General features: G+C 48.6%; 16 protein-coding genes. 8 read left to right on the forward strand and 8 right to left on the reverse strand.

Annotated elements, in window-relative coordinates; translation table 11 throughout:
• Positions 1 to 208: 208 nt before the first annotated feature.
• The 4 genes from ACN4EG_RS10990 to ACN4EG_RS11005 all read left to right on the forward strand — a co-directional run bounded on the left by ACN4EG_RS10990 (position 209) and on the right by ACN4EG_RS11005 (position 3898).
• Entirely contained in the window at positions 209 to 535 is a 327-nt protein-coding gene (locus ACN4EG_RS10990; RefSeq protein WP_431629445.1) for a carboxymuconolactone decarboxylase family protein, read from the forward strand.
• Positions 536 to 985: 450 nt separating this feature from the next.
• A complete protein-coding gene (locus tag ACN4EG_RS10995) occupies positions 986 to 1714 on the forward strand; it encodes a hypothetical protein (RefSeq protein ID WP_431629447.1) in 729 nt (242 codons plus the stop codon).
• A gap of 67 nt (positions 1715 to 1781) precedes the next feature.
• Positions 1782 to 1982, forward strand: a complete 201-nt coding sequence (locus ACN4EG_RS11000) for a hypothetical protein (protein ID WP_431629448.1) — start codon at positions 1782 to 1784, stop codon at positions 1980 to 1982.
• A 245-nt stretch (positions 1983 to 2227) separates the two neighbouring features.
• A complete protein-coding gene (locus tag ACN4EG_RS11005; protein WP_431629449.1) occupies positions 2228 to 3898 on the forward strand; it encodes a hypothetical protein in 1671 nt (556 codons plus the stop codon).
• Positions 3899 to 4029: 131 nt separating this feature from the next.
• On the opposite strand, the gene ACN4EG_RS11010 is transcribed toward ACN4EG_RS11005, so the two are convergent.
• The 7 genes from ACN4EG_RS11010 to trxA all read right to left on the reverse strand — a co-directional run bounded on the left by ACN4EG_RS11010 (position 4030) and on the right by trxA (position 11553).
• Positions 4030 to 4626, reverse strand: a complete 597-nt coding sequence (locus tag ACN4EG_RS11010; protein WP_431629450.1) for a hypothetical protein — start codon at positions 4624 to 4626, stop codon at positions 4030 to 4032.
• A gap of 64 nt (positions 4627 to 4690) precedes the next feature.
• Positions 4691 to 6289 (reverse strand): flavin monoamine oxidase family protein, encoded by a 1599-nt coding sequence (locus ACN4EG_RS11015; RefSeq protein WP_431629451.1) that lies wholly within the window; start codon positions 6287 to 6289, stop codon positions 4691 to 4693.
• A gap of 194 nt (positions 6290 to 6483) precedes the next feature.
• Complete coding sequence (locus ACN4EG_RS11020; protein WP_431629452.1) at positions 6484 to 9216, reverse strand: CHAT domain-containing protein; 2733 nt, start codon at positions 9214 to 9216, stop codon at positions 6484 to 6486.
• Positions 9217 to 9403: 187 nt separating this feature from the next.
• Positions 9404 to 9823, reverse strand: coding sequence for a CBS domain-containing protein (locus tag ACN4EG_RS11025; protein WP_431629454.1), 420 nt, complete (start codon positions 9821 to 9823; stop codon positions 9404 to 9406).
• Positions 9824 to 9955: 132 nt separating this feature from the next.
• Positions 9956 to 10114 carry a hypothetical protein gene (locus ACN4EG_RS11030; RefSeq protein WP_431629455.1) on the reverse strand — a complete coding sequence of 53 codons (159 nt, stop codon included), beginning with the start codon at positions 10112 to 10114 and terminating at the stop codon, positions 9956 to 9958.
• Positions 10115 to 10398: 284 nt separating this feature from the next.
• Complete coding sequence (locus tag ACN4EG_RS11035) at positions 10399 to 10836, reverse strand: CBS domain-containing protein (protein WP_431629456.1); 438 nt, start codon at positions 10834 to 10836, stop codon at positions 10399 to 10401.
• Between the two features lie 393 nt (positions 10837 to 11229).
• Positions 11230 to 11553, reverse strand: a complete 324-nt coding sequence (gene trxA, locus ACN4EG_RS11040) for a thioredoxin (RefSeq protein WP_431629457.1) — start codon at positions 11551 to 11553, stop codon at positions 11230 to 11232.
• 142 nt (positions 11554 to 11695) lie between these two features.
• Between trxA and ACN4EG_RS11045 the strand changes: the two genes are divergently transcribed.
• The gene (locus ACN4EG_RS11045; protein ID WP_431629459.1) at positions 11696 to 12025 is read left to right on the forward strand and encodes a recombinase family protein; all 330 of its coding nucleotides are present in this window, start codon (positions 11696 to 11698) and stop codon (positions 12023 to 12025) included.
• 365 nt (positions 12026 to 12390) lie between these two features.
• Positions 12391 to 13581, forward strand: coding sequence for a CBS domain-containing protein (locus ACN4EG_RS11050; protein ID WP_431629460.1), 1191 nt, complete (start codon positions 12391 to 12393; stop codon positions 13579 to 13581).
• 155 nt (positions 13582 to 13736) lie between these two features.
• Here ACN4EG_RS11050 and ACN4EG_RS11055 read toward each other — a convergent pair whose 3' ends face one another.
• The gene (locus ACN4EG_RS11055) at positions 13737 to 14522 is read right to left on the reverse strand and encodes a C39 family peptidase (RefSeq protein ID WP_431629462.1); all 786 of its coding nucleotides are present in this window, start codon (positions 14520 to 14522) and stop codon (positions 13737 to 13739) included.
• A 291-nt stretch (positions 14523 to 14813) separates the two neighbouring features.
• On the opposite strand from ACN4EG_RS11055, the gene argS reads away from it, so the two are divergent.
• Together argS and ruvA are read left to right on the forward strand one after the other, a co-directional pair.
• Positions 14814 to 16565 carry an arginine--tRNA ligase gene (gene argS / locus ACN4EG_RS11060; protein WP_431629463.1) on the forward strand — a complete coding sequence of 584 codons (1752 nt, stop codon included), beginning with the start codon at positions 14814 to 14816 and terminating at the stop codon, positions 16563 to 16565.
• 216 nt (positions 16566 to 16781) lie between these two features.
• Complete coding sequence (gene ruvA / locus ACN4EG_RS11065; RefSeq protein ID WP_431629464.1) at positions 16782 to 17408, forward strand: Holliday junction branch migration protein RuvA; 627 nt, start codon at positions 16782 to 16784, stop codon at positions 17406 to 17408.
• Positions 17409 to 17731 lie beyond the last annotated feature (323 nt).

Raw genomic sequence — 17731 nt, forward strand, 5'->3', positions numbered from 1 at the left:
CACCTCACTTGTGGGATGAGGGACGGTCATAGTAGTAGGCTACTGGGCAATGATGAGGAAGTTGTGAGGATGGGATCGTTAAGTTCTTTGAGGACATTGGCTTTTGTCTTCGGTTTCTTTTTAGGATGAAATGGATAAAGACTCGATCGTTAGGGAATCCGCTATGACTATAAACGAACCGAGCACTGGGCATTCTTGTACCGAACAGATGAAGCACATCCGGAGCTATACTGGCAAACTCTCCACCGCCATCCCGGATGTCATGAAGAGTTTTTATGCGCTGAGTAAAGCATCCTCCGCTGCTGGAGCCCTAGACTCAAAAACAAAAGAACTGATTGCCTTAGCTATTTCTGTAGCGATTCACTGCGATGACTGTATCGCCTTCCATACCCATTCGACGCTGCAAGCGGGAGCGACCAAAGAAGAAATTCTGGAGATGTTAGGAGTGGCAGTCTTTATGGGAGGAGGGCCATCGCTAATGTATGCAACGCATGTGATGGAAGCCGTTGAAGAATTACAAAAAGCGTCTACCTAAAAGTTCTAAAGACCTTTCAGAGTGTGCTTTCAAAGCAGAAAAAAAAATTCGTTACTCGTTGATGCCCCACGCTTGATTGGCAAGCCGGGGGCAGTCTAGCATTGAGGCCATTCAACCGGACAACATACTACACCCATGGAATTGCGCCTGAAATGGAGGCGTGATGGGAGATGCGTGGATTTTTGAGAAATCCATCCTAGAAAAGTCTTGACGTTTTTGTACTACGCATACTACATTAATAGTGTCAGCCTGTTCAGGTCGTCAAAGCACTCAACTCAATCGATTTAAAAAACAGTCGATTAAAATAACCGATTCAGGAATCAAGGAGATTGCTATGTCCTTCACTTTACGAATGTCCGTTGCTGTCACAGTATTCCAAATCCACTGCCCGCAGGGAGAAAATGCTCAACCTCCCTGAATCTCAACCCTTGAAATTGTAAAGGTTTAAGCATGAGTGAACATCGCTTAAGTGAAATTGTCATTGAGCGACCTCGACGAGGAATGCGGATTCCCAGCCGTAAGATTACGGGTACCAAAAAGTTTCTCGATCGACTCACCCAAGAAGCGACGAATGATGGACTCTTAACGCCCTATTTAATCAAACCTACACGGAAAACGAAATACCTGAGCGATCACCTCGGCCCACTGAAGCGATTGCTACGATCGAAGGTGGGGCAATCGTGGAATCAAGTGAAAAGCGAACTCTACGATCGCTTAGATGCCAGCACAATGGTTGGTAGACATGTGCTCGATCATGTTGAAAACTATGTTGCTGAGAAGATAGAGTTTATTGATGGTCAGCCCTATAGCAAAGAAGGTAGACGTTGGTTTCGTGCTCGGTTAATTTGCGAGTTCCATGAACCTCAATTCTACGTGCATCCCGAAACGGGGTTGCTCTGCCTTGCAGAGAAATGTCCACCCTTACCCTCTCGCAGTCAAGCGTCAACGATTCCCGCTGACACCATTCCCATCGATCTCAATCATCGGTATCAAAAAATTAATGGCGTTTGGTATTGGGTCACTTTGGCAGAATTGCCGCCTAATTTGCCAGTTTGGGATGTCGTGGCAAAGGCGATCGTGCAATCATACTATTTCGGCCCACAGTACGCGATTCAAAAGCGTCAATGTAGCAAACAGGAATTGAAAAAATTGCGACAGCAATACCCTCAAATGAAATAGTACTGCACAGCCCTAAACCGCATAAGTTTCCAACTTCCAAAATGATAGAAAAGAGGAGGCCAAAAACATGGTTCATGTTCGATTTGAAGGTCGATCGTTCGACATCGCTGAAGCTAAGCTTGGCATTACCTCCAGCACCAGCAGCACCGCTGTCAAAGAACGCCTCGGCCAATATTTAGAAGTGACTCAGGAACGCCTGAGAGATTACGTGGTCGATCGTCGCCCCAGCGGTGACGTGATCATCCGTCCCGAAGCCGTTTACGGTTAATGCATCACGCATTAATGCATTATTAATCTAGCTGATGCACCATTAATCGTCGCGCCCCAATCCAAACAGCATACACACTACCCTGCTAAGGTAAACCCTGTGAAAACGGCTGTTTTAACTTGCGCGATGACCTAATCATAATTAACGAATTACTGATTGGATCATTAGTGATTGAGTGACGAGTGCTAATTTAGTAATTCCTTAAAGGTCATCGCCTCCTTTACCCATCATCTAGGAGGCTAACCATGCTCAGTATTTTTCTAACCCTCAAGCAACTGTGGCAGGTATTGAATACCCCGATCGGTATGCCAACTCATCCTGAAACCAATCCAGAATCGGGTGAGACGCCAACACCTGCCCCCATTCCGAATACATCAGAAGTTGTAGCAAACGTTGTAGTTCAGAATCCGATCGAAACTCCGAATGCTACAACCTCTGCTCAGTCGCTAGAGGAAACCCAGATGTCTAATGCGATCTCGACTCCGATGAACGCCCGTGAGCGGGACTTGCGCCTGGAAATTCTCAACACCCTTCTAACTACACCCCACCGCAAATTGGAAGCGGTGGCCGAAACTCACCAACTGATTAGCGAAGTTGATCCCATCTTCTACGGTCACTTGGCCGTTTGGTACAACCAGCAGGGGGACGTGCGTGACCACAAGGAAGTGTTTATTGCTCACTTGCTCGCCAGTGGCTTAGCGGAGCACCGTAGCGCTGGGTTCGTGATGCTGCAAGCGCTGCCCCCCTACCAAGTAGCGCGGGTGGTGGACTTTATGAAGCAAAAGCTGGGTAAATTGCCCCGATCGACCCGTACCGCTGTGCAGCAATATCTACGCAGCCGAGAAGCTAATCCCGCCCAGTTCGATCGGGCGACCCTGCGGGCACGCAAGGCCATGAAGCACCTGTACGCCAGCTTGCACATCAAGCCCAGCGAACGCGCCAATGCCATCCTGTTTGCTGACCAGCCTCCTGAGGATTCCCTCGCCTTTGTGCTGAAGCGATTAGCCAAGGCGGAGACCGCGCTGGAGCAGGCGCAAATCATTGTGGAGTACAAACTGCCCTACACCACGGCGGTCGGTGCCATTAAGCAGTTGACGCCGACGGTATTGGTTGCGCTGATTGATGCCATGTCGCCCCAGGAAGTCATCAATAACCTCAAGTCCCTCAAGGTGCGGGGTGCGATGGATAACCCGGATGTGAAAGCGTTAATTGATGCCAAGTTAGAAGCCGCTGCTTCCAACGATCGGGTATCGGCAATGAAATCCACTAGCGCGATCGACATGGCGGACTTGGATAACGAAACGGTAGCGCGATTGGAAGCGGTAACCAACCAGCAAATCAAACGGCGCGGTCGCATTACCCGATCGACGGGTCTGCTGGTGGACAAATCAGGTTCCATGAATCAAGCGATCGAAGTGGGTAAACGGCTAGCAGCGCTGATTTCCGGCATTACCGAAGCGGACTTATACGTCTACGCCTTCGACACTCTGCCCTACGAAATCAAAGCGGCGGGCAAAGAGCTAACGGATTGGGATAAAGCATTCCAACACATTCGTGCGGATGGCTGTACTAGTATTGGTTGTAGTGTTGCAGCAATGCAAAAACGCAAGCAAGTGGTTGATCAGTTCATCATTGTCACGGATGAAGGCGATAACACTAATCCCTACTTTACTGAAGCCTACGAAGCCTACTGCAAGGCTTTGGCAGTTAAGCCGGATGTCTTGATCGTGCGGGTGGGCGGCTACTGTGACTACGTGGAACGCAGTCTACGGGAAAAGAAAGTGACTGTAGATACGCTGGTGTTTTCCGGTGACTACTACTCGCTGCCGAACTTAGTGCCCATGTTGGCACGGCCTTCTCGACTGGAGCTGTTGATGGAAATTCTGGAAACAGAACTCCCTCAACGCGCTGCATGATTAAATTCGGCATCTCATAAAAATAGGGTTTTGGATTGACGGTTAAGTATCGTGATCCAAAACCCATTTTTGCTTGTTAATCAATTCCAATCTTTTCAGCAATTCAGTGAGACCAAATTGACTTGTCAATGCTACAAATCCAATTCTTGTTGTTGTTCTAAGATTTGTCGGCGATGACGGAAGCCCCGTCCCCGACGTTTTAATGGAGTCGTATTAGTCGGCGTTTGCACAGCCGATCGTTCACTTCCTTCCAACAACAGACTTGCTGCAATCCCAGCATCTTGAAACTGACGATCGAATGCCCCCCCTGACCATTGCTGACGGGATAGATTAATTGTTAGTAATGGAACCTGCTGACCCGATCGTTCCGCCACAAGATGCAATGTGAAATGGTTTAGCTGGGATTGCGTTTGAAATTGTTGGTTGATAACGTCACGGGCGATCGTACGAGCATTGGCTAGCAAATCACTCGGAACTTGGGACTCTGAAATGGGTAGAACAACAATCTGTTCCTGATGGCTGGCAGAGGTTGAGAGAGCTTGAGCCAGTCTAAGCACGGGAGCGAAGGGAGCCGCACTGGCTATGGGTAAGCGATGCACGAAACCAAAACACTCTAAACAGAGGAGCAAGATTACACTAATGATCAACCGCCCGATCGAGGTCAGTTTTGGGAGCTGCCATGGGGTACGTGGTAATCTGCGGCATCGTAATTGAGTCAGAAAAGTCATAATTGCTATTGTCCTAGTGAAGAGCTGGGTTGGGCGATCTATAAGTCATCCGAACGCTGAATTCTTAGGATACTTTACCTAGTTGACGCAAAATGGAGAGGGCGGCCAATCGACCCGTTTCAGCCGCACCGTTCATAAAACCGTAAAACGCATCACTCAAATGCTCGCCCGCAAATAGTAGATTCCCAAAACGAACCTCTTGTCGCTCCTCCGGTCGATCGGCCTCAATGTAAATAAATTCACTAAACTCCGTTAATTGACCGGGCTGAAAATTGGTATAGCCGCCCTGCGTGAAGGGATCGGTCGTCCAACTAGTGCGGATAAAACGATCGGTAGCGACATAGGTAATATTAGGAATGACTTGATTCATCAAACCAACCATTCTGCGACCTTGGGTTTGGGCAGAGCCAGATTGAATTGCGCTGACTTCACGACCGCCAAAGTAGAAAGAGAGTGCGCCATCGTTGCGCGGTTGCCGTTGGGTATCATCCCAGACTTCGGAAAATCCTAAATCAGTCCATAGTTCTGAACCGAACCCAAAGGGTTGTCGCCAGAGCTTTTGGCTAAACCCCGCTAAAATTTTTTCATTACTCCCCAAGTTCAGTTCCCGCATCATCTTTCGGAAGTTTGCGGGCAGTTCTACTTGAAAATTAATGTTTCTGGCAACGGTAAAAGGAACAGTAAAAAGAACATAGTCAGCATCAATGACCTGACCATTTTTAAAGGTTAGACGATACTGGTTTCCATAGGATTGAATCTGTGTGAGAACCATTTGGGTGCGAATTTGACCTGCAAGGGCTTGACCTAACCGATCGATAATTGCTCCACTTCCCTCCTTTACGACAAATACTTCATCGCTTGTACTGAGTAATTCAACACGATCGCCCTTTACGATCGGCAAGACAAATAGTAATTGCAATGCGCTGGAATTAATAGGTTCAACACCATATTCCGTGCGAATGGTATTTTCAATTAATTCCCGGATGAAGGGATCAGGAATCTTATTTTGGTGCAGATCCAGATACGCTTTAACGGACAGACGATCGAACTGCGGCGCATAGGTGTCAAAATCTTGATCTAGTAACCGAGCATCACGGGAAATCTGTCGCGCTAGAGGGCGTAGTTTATCAGCTACTTCTGCTTCGTAGCGTCTAGCGTTGTTGAAATAGTAGCCAGTGTGTGGAATGTCACCGATCGTAGGATCTTTTTGTCGATTAAACAGGGTTAAACCAAAGTCCTGTACCAAATCGAGCATGTCTTCGTGATCGGTGTTGATCAAGGAGCCACCCAAGTCGCTGACTAAGCCAGGGCCGATCGCTCCTGTCACAGATTGCATCCGTCCTCCCAACCGCGATCGTGCTTCGTAGACCGTTGCTGTAATTCCTAATTTTTTCAGTTGGTAGGCAGCATTGAGTCCCGCGATTCCGCCGCCGATAATAGCAATTTTAGGAGCATTCCCCCCTAGCGCCAAGGGTGGATGGGATAACAGTTGAGTGGTGAGGGCAGAACCCCCTGCGATCGTGGCAAGCTTTAGGAATTTTCGGCGTTTCCAAGATTGGGAGACGGAGACAGTCGTGGGAGGTTGGCCCTGGGCTTGAAGGTTTGCTTGTTGGGCTTGCAAAAATAGGCGAATCAGTTGGCGAAATGCTCTGGTATGCGCCATGGTAATCTCCTGGTGTGTCTTCTGGGGGGCTGGCTTGAGGTAATCATGACTAAAATATAGGTAACAACGGCATTGGTACCCGTTAATTCATGATAAATTTACGATCGCGCGCAATCACTACCCCATTGAGTAGTTCTCTGGAGACATTCACTGCATGGCTCATACTGCCTGTGAGTCGTTCACTGCATGGCTCGCTAGGGAGTCCCGACCAATACAAATGAGGCCCAATCTTTGGGATCAGGATGTTGTTGTTTCGCCTGTAGCATTGCCTTTCGCAGTGCTCTTGCTTTATTCGGCTCCGTCTTCAGTGTTTCATAAAAGGCTGTCATTAGCGTTGAAGTGGGGGCATCCGGTACCGCCCACAGCGAGGCTAATACAGTGGGAACTCCTGCGGCAAATAACGATCGGGATAATCCCACCACACCATCCCCCGTAATCCGTCCACGCCCGGTATTGCAGGCACTCAGCACCACCAGTTCCGCTTGTAACTTCAGGTTTAGCAGTTCATCCGCCGTCAAAAAGCCATCGGCGGTATTCGTGGGGGCAAGGGCGATCGCGCCGGGAAATCCGGAACTTTGGAAATCATCGAGTAAACCATGGGTCGCTAAGTGAATCAGGCTGGCGTTTGTCATTTGCTGGATGACGGTTGGTTCCGTAGCCTGTGCGCCTAATAGGGGCTGGGTTTGCAAAAGTTGACCGATCGACTTTGCTTCCGTTTCCGCTCCCGGCAGCGATTCCAATATCTCTGGCGTTTCATCGGTTGTCATCGGTAGCGTTGGCATTTGGGGATTTCCCACAATTAACGGTTGCGAAAACAAACTCCGTTTAGGCAACTGTTGCCGTTGTTGCTGGGCGAGGTCAAACACTTGGATCGAGGGTGCGGTGACGATCGTATGCTTCTCAATCAAATAAGTTCCATCTTTATCTTGCAGCGCTGCAAATGGTACTAGAAACAACGATTGCTGCGGGAGAAGTACCACTAAATCATCAGGCTTCTGGGGCAATAGATCCGCGATCGGTTGAATAAGTAAACGATGCAATTGCTGGAGCGGCGGATCGTTCTCCGGCGTGATTTGTTTCGCCACGACTCGAATGCCCCGACCCCGTACCCCGATCGCCGATCGACTATCCGCCACCAGATCGGAGAGCGAATGGGCCTGTTGCTGCCAATTCGGGCTCGCCAAAAATTGGGATTTGCGCAGAAACACTTCTCCTGTGGGCTTAATCACCCAAATCAACAGTTCGGATTCTTGATTTTTGAGGGCGGGATCGTTGCCCTGTGCCTTGGATTTATGAATTTCCGCCAGCATGGAATACTGGACTAACGTTGCGTTGTTTTGCTTGGCAATTTGCTTGATGCGTTCGAGGTTAGGCGGATTGTCGGTCATCTTTTGTTTGAGAGGCTGAGATCGCCGCTGTAAGAGTTCAGCAAAGGCCCGCGATCGACCCTGTTCTGAGACCTCCAGTGCTGCGCCGATCTGATTTTTTTGCACAAGCAATGACTGCAAATTCACATAGGGTACCGTTTGCGTGTCAAAGAGTGAAATTTTAAACGCATCCTGATTGCCTAGGCGATCGCGCAGGGTATCCCATAGTTGAATGCCATCCCGTAACGTCTTTTCTGCATTCGTTAAATTGCCATCCTGCATTCGCAGAACGCCCACATTATTTTTGACTAAGCCCTCCCCGCGCCGATTATTGCGGGAGGAAATATAGCGAAAATATTGCTGATACAGTTCCATGGCCTTGGCATAGTCGCCCTTTTGGAAGTAAGCCAAGCCCTCGTTACCCCGCAGCCCGTAGAGAATGTCGGCATCCTGAAGCTTATTCCACGCGATCGCCCAAGCTTGCTCATACAGTTCAATCGCCCGATCGTAATTGCCTAGGAAATACTGGGCTCCGGCAATATTCGCCAGTGCTTCCGCTTCGGTGCGGGGATCCTGGGTTTGTTGCGCTAATTTGAGCCGTTGGGTTTGGTAGTCGATCGCCTTGGCATAATCTTCCAAACCATGGGCGGCAATCCCTAAATTCGCCAAGGCCATTTTTTGCCCGACAATATCCTGCCCTTGCCGCACAATCTCCCATTGCTGTTGGTGCAGAGCCAGCGCCTTGTCAAAGTTACCCAATGCCTGTTGCACCATGCCCAAATTTCCCAAGGCACGCCCAACGCCGTTGCGATCGCCCAGTTTGCGCGCCAGGGCTAAGCGTTTTTGATGGAACTCGATCGCCTTCAGGTACAAATCGGACGCGAAATAGGCATTGCCTAAATTACTGAGCGCGATGGCCTCCGCCTTCGGATTCTGTTGTTCCCTTGTCCAACGCCAGTAATCCGTTAGGTAATCGATCGTGTCAACGTCATAGAATCCCTGCTGTGCCCGAAGCAAGCCCATTCCACCCAGTGCTAACCCTTCTAACTCGTGATCGCCAATTTCCTTCGCAATCTGCAAGCTGCGTTTATAGGCATTGATTGCCCGATCGAACTGATTATCCAGCCCCGCCGCGATCGCGTAATTCACCAACTCCCAGCCCGTTTTCCGGGAATCCAACATTTTATGAACGGGCAAGGGTTGAGCGGTCAGCGTGGGGGCGCTGAGTTCGTCCAACTCCGGACGCTGGATAAAGTTGGTTTTCAGCGGTTCTGTGGCGAAATAAGCCACCCCAATCTTTGTGAAATAAAAGCCCTCCCAAGGAATGGTATGCAAGGGCTGGTAAATCGAGAGGGGCTGCCGTTGGGCGGCGGTCGTAGCGGGGCGGGGTGCAGGCGCAGCCAAGATAGGCACATGAGAAAATGCACTGTGCAGAATCAGCGTACTGGACAGTGCAAAAGCGCAACGACGGAACAAGGACGATCGATTCATGGCGGCAGGTAAGGGGAAATCAGCAGGAATCTCTAGGGAAAGAATAGCTCGGGAGGCTTGACCAGTCATGCAGGCCCAGCTCTCTTTTACCAAAATGCCCTAGGGACTCCTTCTAATCTTCTAATCCCCTACAAAAAATCCGTAGAATGCCTTGCTCAAATCAATCATTCGTTGTTACGGAACAGTCCGGAGAGTCAAATTTACCAAAATCCTAGCTTTCATAGGTAGTCTCATCTCTAGACTAATCTTCATAGATCTATGCTTCTGGTGCACTGGGGTTCTCTTCGCAGGAGTGTTCATCATTGGTTTTCAGCTTCTCAATCAAGTCACTTTTCCGCAAAATATCACTCACAGAAATTACCCCAAGCAATCCATTCTTAATCACAGGAGCCCGCTGAGTTCGCGTTTGGGCAAATAGCTGTGCCACATATTCCACATCCCACTCTGGTTTGACTACTATACAGGGCTTCGTCATAATTTCATCAACATACATGGCTTGTGAGTCATAGCCTTGGACAATGACTTTGTCCATAATATCGATTTCAGTCACCATCCCATAGGAATCAGTATCACGGTGAAGTTCAACAAACAATGATCGTAAGTCGTTTTTCTTCATCAAGAAAATTGCTTCTGCAACCGTTGCAGATTCTTGAATTGTAATAACTTGTTTCGTCATAATTTCTTCTACTTTCATCATTTCTTACCCCTTTTTATGAAGGTATTCAGAGAATTAAGAAATTCAGACAGAAAGAATTGGATAAGTAAAGTCAAAAAAGTGGTAATGCCTAAATAGTACTGTTGTTTAACACTAAGCTAAGGGCGACATGATTTCGTAAACACGCATCGTCTTGGGGTTGTGGGCAAAGGCTGTGACTTTATAGACAATATCTGCTTCCGTCACAATGCAATAGGGATCACCAGGATGAAGAGGCTTGACTAGTAAAGCTCGCACTTTAGACTTTTGCATAAGGATAATCGCATCGAATACTGTTGCAAATCGTTCAATCATGATAGCTCGTTTTATCAAGGCGATTTCTACTTCGGCCAACTTCTTACCTCTGCCATCCAGTCATAACTACATTTCCCTTGGCCACACTAACTGTCTTACTGGCCGGAAACTGAGGGAATCTACAATACCCGATCGCTCTATCCTTTCCCTTTGCCTTTTGATTGTCTGCTTGCGGTTGTCTTAATTTAGTCACGATTGCTTACAATTCTCCTAGCATAGGCCAAATTGTGAACCAATCCCTACTAACTCATTTTGGGAGTTTGCTCGTTTGTATACTCGAATAGTTTGCAAATAATGTCCATGACTGTCACTATCCCGTAGGGATCGTTCTCATTATGAGGCTTCACAATTAATGCCCGTAAGCCTTTGTCTTTCATGAATTTGACAGTTTGAGCAAATAAACGTGCCATGTATTCTATGCCTAACTCCGGGCTGATCACTACACAGGGCTGTGTCATGATTTCGTAAACGTGTATCGCTTTTGGGGCATAGCCATGGGCAATCACTTTGTAAACGATATCCGTTTCTGTCACCATGCTGTAGAGCTCATTTTTGCTACGAGGTTTCACAATTAATACCTGTGAACCTGTTTTTTTCATCAGGTTTACGGCATCTGCTACAGTTGCGGAACTGGAAATGGTGACCACTGAATGGGTCATGATGTCGGCTGCCTGAATCATAAAAATTGTTCAAGTTCATAGTAAATCACTCGGAATCAGGACGGTTGCTCAAAGTTGGGTGGGATAAGGCTAATCATATTAGCTATGATTGGACAGAATGAGTTAGACGCTAACCCATTATTCTGACGGAGGATGGATTGGTGACTCCATCTAGGGGCATAGGCTTCTAATACCTGTTTATTGGACAGCCTGATCGCGATTAAGTAATGACAAGCTGACCGTGATGTTTTTAATTGATAGGGATCGACTGATCTTCTGGGAGCAGGGATTTAGAAAAAGATCGTAGAATTTTGAATGACAAAATGTTCTGTTAAGTTATCGTAATTGGGATACTTAACTGAGTCTGATTTTATACTGCTAGATGTCTACGATCGCAATTCACAATGATCATACCTACAATAGTTGATGGACTGCTTTACTAAATTCCTCATAGGGCTTTACACCAACTAGGGTTTCCACTAGTTGGCCTTGTTTAAAAAACATCACGGCTGGAATGCTGCGAATGCCAAATCGCTTCGCAACCCCTGAGTTACTGTCAAGATCTAATTTCAGCACCTTAGCGCGATCGAGGTATTCCTCGGCCAATTGATCCATTAACGGCGCAACCAATTTGCAAGGCCCACACCAGGTAGCGGTACAATCAACGACCAAAACTGATTCAGTGCTGATTAGAGTATCAAATTCAGCTTCATTTGCAATAAACGTAGCAGTTGCCATGGCTCTATCTCTTAAATAACAATCAACATGAGGCCCCTTGAACTAAGACCTCTCTAACTTAGCCAGATTTCCCGCTTAGCATTCCGTTGAGCGAATCAGTTGCGCTAGGATGGAAGAACCCAGCATGGAATAACTAATTACCATGACCGATACTCCCCAAAGCAGCCTCTCAGCCTGGGAACGCTTAGAACAAGGAAGACAAGCCAAAGCCAGCAACGGTGGATATGCAGGCTTTGGATCGCCCGCGTTTGGCCAACAATCGGTGAATGGTGAACTGGTCGCCGACCCGCAGGAAAGCCAAGTCATTGAACTCATTCGCCGTCACCATAAAGCTGGGAAATCCCTACAGAAAATAGCAGATTGGCTGAATAGCAATGGGTATTATACAAAGCGAGGTCAGCCTTGGCAGCGCATTTCTGTAAAACGAGTGCTCGATCGACTATATGGAAAGAACAAAACCCTGTCCGAATAGGAGTCTAGACTGAGAATTTTGAGGGCGGCTTTCCATTTTTTGAAAAATAGATCCCTTCACCTCAGCCTTTACCTTTCAAGAACCATTAGAGCATAAAATCTCATTCTCACAAAGTTTTTAGACTTTATTCTGTAACATCCCTCTATAATACACCTTTAAGTCCGCTCATAACGCCGAATAGATTGGAATGCATTGTAATAAAATGTTACAGATTGCTGGATTCGGGGGGCGCGATGGGGAATCGTGAGGGGGAATGCTGGGCTTGTGAACAAGGAATTGTTGCTAGATAAGAGTTGTTGTGTGTTTCACGCGAAGGTGCAGATCTCAGGTGTTGATAGAGTTGTTCATAAAGCAGGATGAAGCTGATGAATTCTTCCTTTTTCCTGGATTGGGTTCCTGATTTGACGGAAGCAATCGATACACAACCTCTAACGGTAACGCCAGAAACTCGGTTAGCAGACGCGATTGCTCTCATGAGCCAAGCCCAATCTCCTCCAGTAATGGCAACTATAGGGAATGACACAGAGCAGGGCGATACAAATCTAACAACTCTATATGTTTCTAAGCAAAGTATCCGTGGTAGTTGCGTTTTAGTTCTGCAAGAACAATTGCTACTAGGAATTTTAACTGAACGAGATATTGTGGGTTTCACGGCTCAAGCGATCGATGTGCAAACTATGACTGTGGCTGAAGTCATGGTGCATCCTGTGATTACTTTACCCCAACAATACCTACAGGATGTTTTTGCAGCTTTATTTCTGTTGCGGCGTTATCGCATTCGCCATTTACCGATCGTAGATGAACAACAACACATTATTGGGGTCATCTCCCATGAAAGTATTCGTCAAATCTTGCGACCTGCTAATTTGCTGCGGTTTCGTCGGGTAGCGGATGTGATGACCCAAGAGGTCATCCAGGCTCCCCTGAATGCTCCCGTTTTGCAATTAGCTACCTTAATGGCAGAACACCGCGTGAGTTGTATAGTGATTACGCAGCGGGATTCCGAGGGACGAATTCAACCGCTTGGAATTGTAACGGAGCGGGATATCGTTCAATTTCAAGCAGTGCAGATGAATCTGCTCACAACATCTGCTGAATTTGTTATGAGTACACCATTGTTTCTGGTTAAACCTGAAGATTCCCTCTGGACAGCTCACAAAGAAATGCAAAAGCGGCGGGTAGGACGCTTGGTGGTGTCTTGGAACTGGGGATTTAGTTTAGGGATTATCACGCAAAGTAGCTTGTTACGGGTTTTTGATCCGATCGAAATGTATCGAGTCATTCACAACTTGCAAACGATGATGGAGGCACAGGGTTACTCCCGATCGCCCCTAGAATCGCTTGACAACCGTTCGGGCAGACCTCGGGAGTCGATCCAAGTAATCAACAATCCCACAGTTCTGTTAGCTCAGATCCAAGCTGCCAAACAAGATTTGGAGGCACTTTTACAACCCTCGGATCTGACGCTAGAAGCCCAGCGATCGCGGTTATTAGCGATCTTAAGCATCCTAGAACAATTGAAACAGTCGATTGATGGCAATGATCCCGATCTCTGACTTGACGGTGCAAAAACAAACCCCACCTTGCTGGTTGCGCGAAGATGGGAGGCTTGTGTTTAATGAATTGTTAAGGCGATCGTAGTTTCGATCGTACCGACTGCGCGATCGGTCTGCTGGTTTGCATCTCCAACCGCCAAGCCTAAATCGTGAATTTAGACTTTGGAAATGAAATGCACCCAGAAATTGCCATCGGGGATGCAAAGGCGTTGGATTAAACCGTAGGAGTAATGAACAAATTTGCCTTTGGTGTCAAATTCCCAGGCGTCGTTGGAATCGTAGCCCCAGGAATACCATTCCCCGTAGGGATCATGGACAATAAAACCGTATTCGTCATACCCCGTTAAGACCACGATGTGACCGAAATTGGTAAAGTAGCCATGGATGACAGCGGGTTTGCCACTGGCGAGCCATGCTTTGACTTGATCAATCTTGGCGTCGGGGCGAAAGTCATCGCGGCAACCGTAGGCTTCCACAATGCGGGCCAGATCGTAGGGACTGTGACGACTGAGGCGATTCCGTTCAGCGTAGTCGTACAATTCATCTTCAAACTGGCCAATGTCACTTTTGCGCTGGACACCTAGGAATCGCAAACACATGGCGATCGAGGTCACATTACAGGATCCGTCGGGATTTAATTCGTTATCCCGTTGAGATTTGTAGGGAATGTCCAGTTTGGTGCTGGGGGGCAATACCGCCGGAAAGGACAGTTGACTATCGTTACGAATTTCGACATGTTTGCTAAAGACATACCACTGCGTACTGTCTTTAAAAGGGTTAACAAACGTGCAGCGCAAGTGATCCCGCTCGATCGTAAAGGAAGCCAGTTCAAATTCTTGGTTGGCTTCGACCTTGGCTTTGTGATCTTCCGGTAGCTCAGAAGATTGAATGGGTTTTTTCTTAAATGTGGTGGTGGTGACGGTGCGGAGGATGATTTTCATAGACGTTAGGTTCTGAAGGTATAGACAGCACAGGAAATCGCCCTAGCGCTAGCTATTTGTATTCTAGGTAGGTTGACTTGGGGAAGACGGAGAGTAGATTCACGGGAGTCCGGGCCATTTTCGGAAGGCAGAGATCTCCTGCGATCGACTGAGGGGCAGAGCCATAGGGTAAACTAGATGGGTTTACGGACTTGATGGATTGATCACCGGAATGGCTACGATTGACCGTTGCCCCAGGTGATTCATCCCTGAGTCAAACCCTTTAGTCGAACCCCTGCGTATTTCCCTATTATGAATGCCGTCGCCCAGTTGCAAACCCGTCTTCAACAAGCCCTCGTTGCCGCGTTTGGGCCAGAATTTGCGGACACCGATCCCCTCCTGGCAGCGACGAATAATCCTAAGTTTGGGGATTATCAGGCTAATGTGGCCATGTCCTTAGCGAAAAAGCTGGGCAAGCAACCGCGTCAGGTAGCCCAGGAGGTCATCGATCATCTAGATGTGGCGGAGTGGTTTGAAACGCCGGAAATTGCGGGGCCGGGGTTCATCAACCTGCGGTTTAAGACTTCCTATTTGGAAGCGAGTTTGCAGGCCATGCAAGCGGACGATCGGCTGGGAATTGCACCCACGCAGGCACCGCAGCGGGTGATTGTCGATTTTTCCAGCCCTAACATTGCCAAGGAAATGCACGTCGGCCACCTGCGATCGACGATTATTGGTGATTGTATTGCGCGGATTTTGGAGTTCCAGGGCCATGATGTGCTGCGGCTGAACCACGTGGGCGACTGGGGCACGCAGTTTGGCATGTTGATCACCTATCTGCGGGAAGTGGCTCCGGCGGCACTGACCCAAGCGGACGCGATCGATCTGGGGGACTTGGTGGCGTTTTATAAAAAAGCCAAGGCGCGGTTTGATGAGGATGAAACGTTCCAACAGGCGGCGCGGGAGGAAGTGGTGAAGCTGCAATCCGGGGCGGAGGAGACGCTGCGGGCTTGGAAGCTGTTGTGTGATCAGTCCCGCCGGGAGTTTCAGGTGATCTATGACCTGCTGGATATCCAACTGGAAGAGCGGGGCGAATCGTTTTACAATCCCTATTTGCCTGCGGTGGTAGCGGATTTGAAAACGACGGGCTTATTGGTTGAGGATCAGGGCGCACAATGCGTTTTTACCGAAGGGTTTACGAATAAAGAAGGACAGCCGTTACCGCTAATTATTCAGAAATCTGACGGTGGATTCAACTACGCGACAACGGATTTGGCCGCGATGCGCTATCGCATCGGCACAGACGGAGCCCAACGGATTATTTACGTGACTGATGCCGGACAGAGCAATCACTTTGCCCAGGTGTTTCAAGTCGCACGGAGAGCGGGTTGGATTCCGGAGACGGTTGAAGTGGTGCATGTACCCTTTGGCTTGGTGCAGGGGGAAGATGGCAAGCGTTTGAAGACCCGATCGGGCGATACGGTGCGGCTGCGGGATCTGCTGGATGAGGCGGTGGAACGGTTCCGGGCCAATTTGGATGCGAAAATTGCCGAGGAGGAAGGCCGCGAGGAAACGGAGGAATTTAAGGCGCAGGTGTCCCAAGGGGTGGGACTTAGTGCGGTGAAGTATGCCGACCTGAGCCAGAACCGCACGAGCAATTATATCTTCAGCTATGACAAGATGCTGGCGGATAAGGGCAATACGGCTCCCTATATGCTGTATGCCTACGCACGGGTGCAGAGCATTAGCCGCAAGGGGGACATTGATTTTTCGGCGTTGACGGCGCAGTTACAATTGCAGGAAGAGTCGGAGTTGATTCTGGCGAAGCATTTGTTGCAGTTGGAGTCAGTGATTGCGCAGGTGGGTGAGGATCTGTATCCCAATCGGTTGTGTCAGTATTTATTTGAACTGAGCCAGAAGTTTAATACGTTCTATGATGCTTGTCCGGTGTTGAAGGCGGAGGAACCGTTAAAAACTTCGCGGTTGGTGTTGTGCGATTTGACTGCCCGATCGCTCAAGCTAGGGTTGTCGCTGTTGGGGATTCCGGTGTTGGAACGGATGTAGTTCGATTCTCCTAATTCCCTTGCTCCTCACCCTAAATTCCTCTCCCAGTGTGGGAGAGGGACTTTGAATGGATAGTTCGATCGGAATTAATTTAATGCCGGATGTCTGTTCGGTTCCCCCCTTAATAAGGGGGGCTAGGGGGGATCGAAATTAGGGTTATTGAATGATTTTTAACTGCGTTATCTGAAAGCTCCCAATTATTAATTGTGCAATTCCATGCTGAGTTATCTGAAGGGCAAAGTTGTCTACACCCAAAAAAGCCAAAACAATCGCGTGGGTCTGACGATCGAGGTGAATGGCATTGGCTATGATTTGCAGATTACGACGCGCCATTGGCAGCAGTTGCCTGCACCAGGGGAAACAACGCAGGCGTTTTGTCATTTGAGTGTGCGGGAGGATCAGATTACGTTATTTGGTTTTGCGAATGCGGCGGAGCGGGATTTGTTTCGGCAGTTGATTAGTGTGAGTGGCATTGGGCCGCAGTTGGCGATGGCGTTGTTGGATACGTTGAGTTTGCAGGAGTTGGTGCAGGCGATCGTCAATGGCAATACGCGACTGTTGTCCAAGACGCCGGGGGTGGGCGGCAAGACGGCGGAACGGATTGCGCTGGAACTGAAGACGAAGCTGGCGGAATGGCGGCAAAGTTCTGGGTTGTCGATGCAGCCCGGTTCGGGGCCGGTGGCGTCGATTCAGGAGGATGTAGAGATGACGCTGTTGGCGCTGGGCTATACGGAGCGGGAGATTACCCAGGCGCTGACGGCGGTGGGGCAGAGCAGCACGCTATCCAAAACGGCGGATGGGGAGGAGTGGATTCGTTTGGCGATCGCTTGGTTAAGTCAGTAAGGGCTGAGGGTTTCGGCTGGGATACGGGTGATAAATGATACGCGATCGTGGGTTTTAAAATACGGATTGACAGTACCCTCCTTTATTCGTAGGGTGGTTTCTTAGAGCGATCGCCATGGACATCCTTCTTTCGCGAGACGGTTTGTTATGAAGCATGGGGTCGCTGGGTTCCCGGAAATTTAGGGCACTACTCGGGATTGGTGGCACAACCCCAAGTAGCTATCCCCCTCGCTGAAAACAGCAGCAAGGAGGCTTGATGAGGATTTTAACATCTGACCGAGCCACTCTTGTTTGTGATGTCAAACGGGGTGGCTCTAAATTTT

Source organism: Alkalinema pantanalense CENA528, assembly GCF_050753345.1.
Taxonomy (GTDB): domain Bacteria; phylum Cyanobacteriota; class Cyanobacteriia; order Leptolyngbyales; family Leptolyngbyaceae; genus Alkalinema; species Alkalinema pantanalense.

Bases quoted from the DNA above. Each gene is read 5' to 3' on its own strand.
- ACN4EG_RS10990 (WP_431629445.1), top strand. From the start codon at position 209: ATGAAGCACATCCGGAGCTATACTGGCAAACTCTCCACCGCCATCCCG.
- ACN4EG_RS10995 (WP_431629447.1), top strand. From the start codon at position 986: ATGAGTGAACATCGCTTAAGTGAAATTGTCATTGAGCGACCTCGACGA.
- ACN4EG_RS11000 (WP_431629448.1), top strand. From the start codon at position 1,782: ATGGTTCATGTTCGATTTGAAGGTCGATCGTTCGACATCGCTGAAGCT.
- ACN4EG_RS11005 (WP_431629449.1), top strand. From the start codon at position 2,228: ATGCTCAGTATTTTTCTAACCCTCAAGCAACTGTGGCAGGTATTGAAT.
- ACN4EG_RS11010 (WP_431629450.1), bottom strand. From the start codon at position 4,626: ATGACTTTTCTGACTCAATTACGATGCCGCAGATTACCACGTACCCCA.
- ACN4EG_RS11015 (WP_431629451.1), bottom strand. From the start codon at position 6,289: ATGGCGCATACCAGAGCATTTCGCCAACTGATTCGCCTATTTTTGCAA.
- ACN4EG_RS11020 (WP_431629452.1), bottom strand. From the start codon at position 9,216: ATGACTGGTCAAGCCTCCCGAGCTATTCTTTCCCTAGAGATTCCTGCT.
- ACN4EG_RS11025 (WP_431629454.1), bottom strand. From the start codon at position 9,823: ATGACGAAACAAGTTATTACAATTCAAGAATCTGCAACGGTTGCAGAA.
- ACN4EG_RS11030 (WP_431629455.1), bottom strand. From the start codon at position 10,114: ATGCAAAAGTCTAAAGTGCGAGCTTTACTAGTCAAGCCTCTTCATCCT.
- ACN4EG_RS11035 (WP_431629456.1), bottom strand. From the start codon at position 10,836: ATGATTCAGGCAGCCGACATCATGACCCATTCAGTGGTCACCATTTCC.
- trxA (WP_431629457.1), bottom strand. From the start codon at position 11,553: ATGGCAACTGCTACGTTTATTGCAAATGAAGCTGAATTTGATACTCTA.
- ACN4EG_RS11045 (WP_431629459.1), top strand. From the start codon at position 11,696: ATGACCGATACTCCCCAAAGCAGCCTCTCAGCCTGGGAACGCTTAGAA.
- ACN4EG_RS11050 (WP_431629460.1), top strand. From the start codon at position 12,391: ATGAATTCTTCCTTTTTCCTGGATTGGGTTCCTGATTTGACGGAAGCA.
- ACN4EG_RS11055 (WP_431629462.1), bottom strand. From the start codon at position 14,522: ATGAAAATCATCCTCCGCACCGTCACCACCACCACATTTAAGAAAAAA.
- argS (WP_431629463.1), top strand. From the start codon at position 14,814: ATGAATGCCGTCGCCCAGTTGCAAACCCGTCTTCAACAAGCCCTCGTT.
- ruvA (WP_431629464.1), top strand. From the start codon at position 16,782: ATGCTGAGTTATCTGAAGGGCAAAGTTGTCTACACCCAAAAAAGCCAA.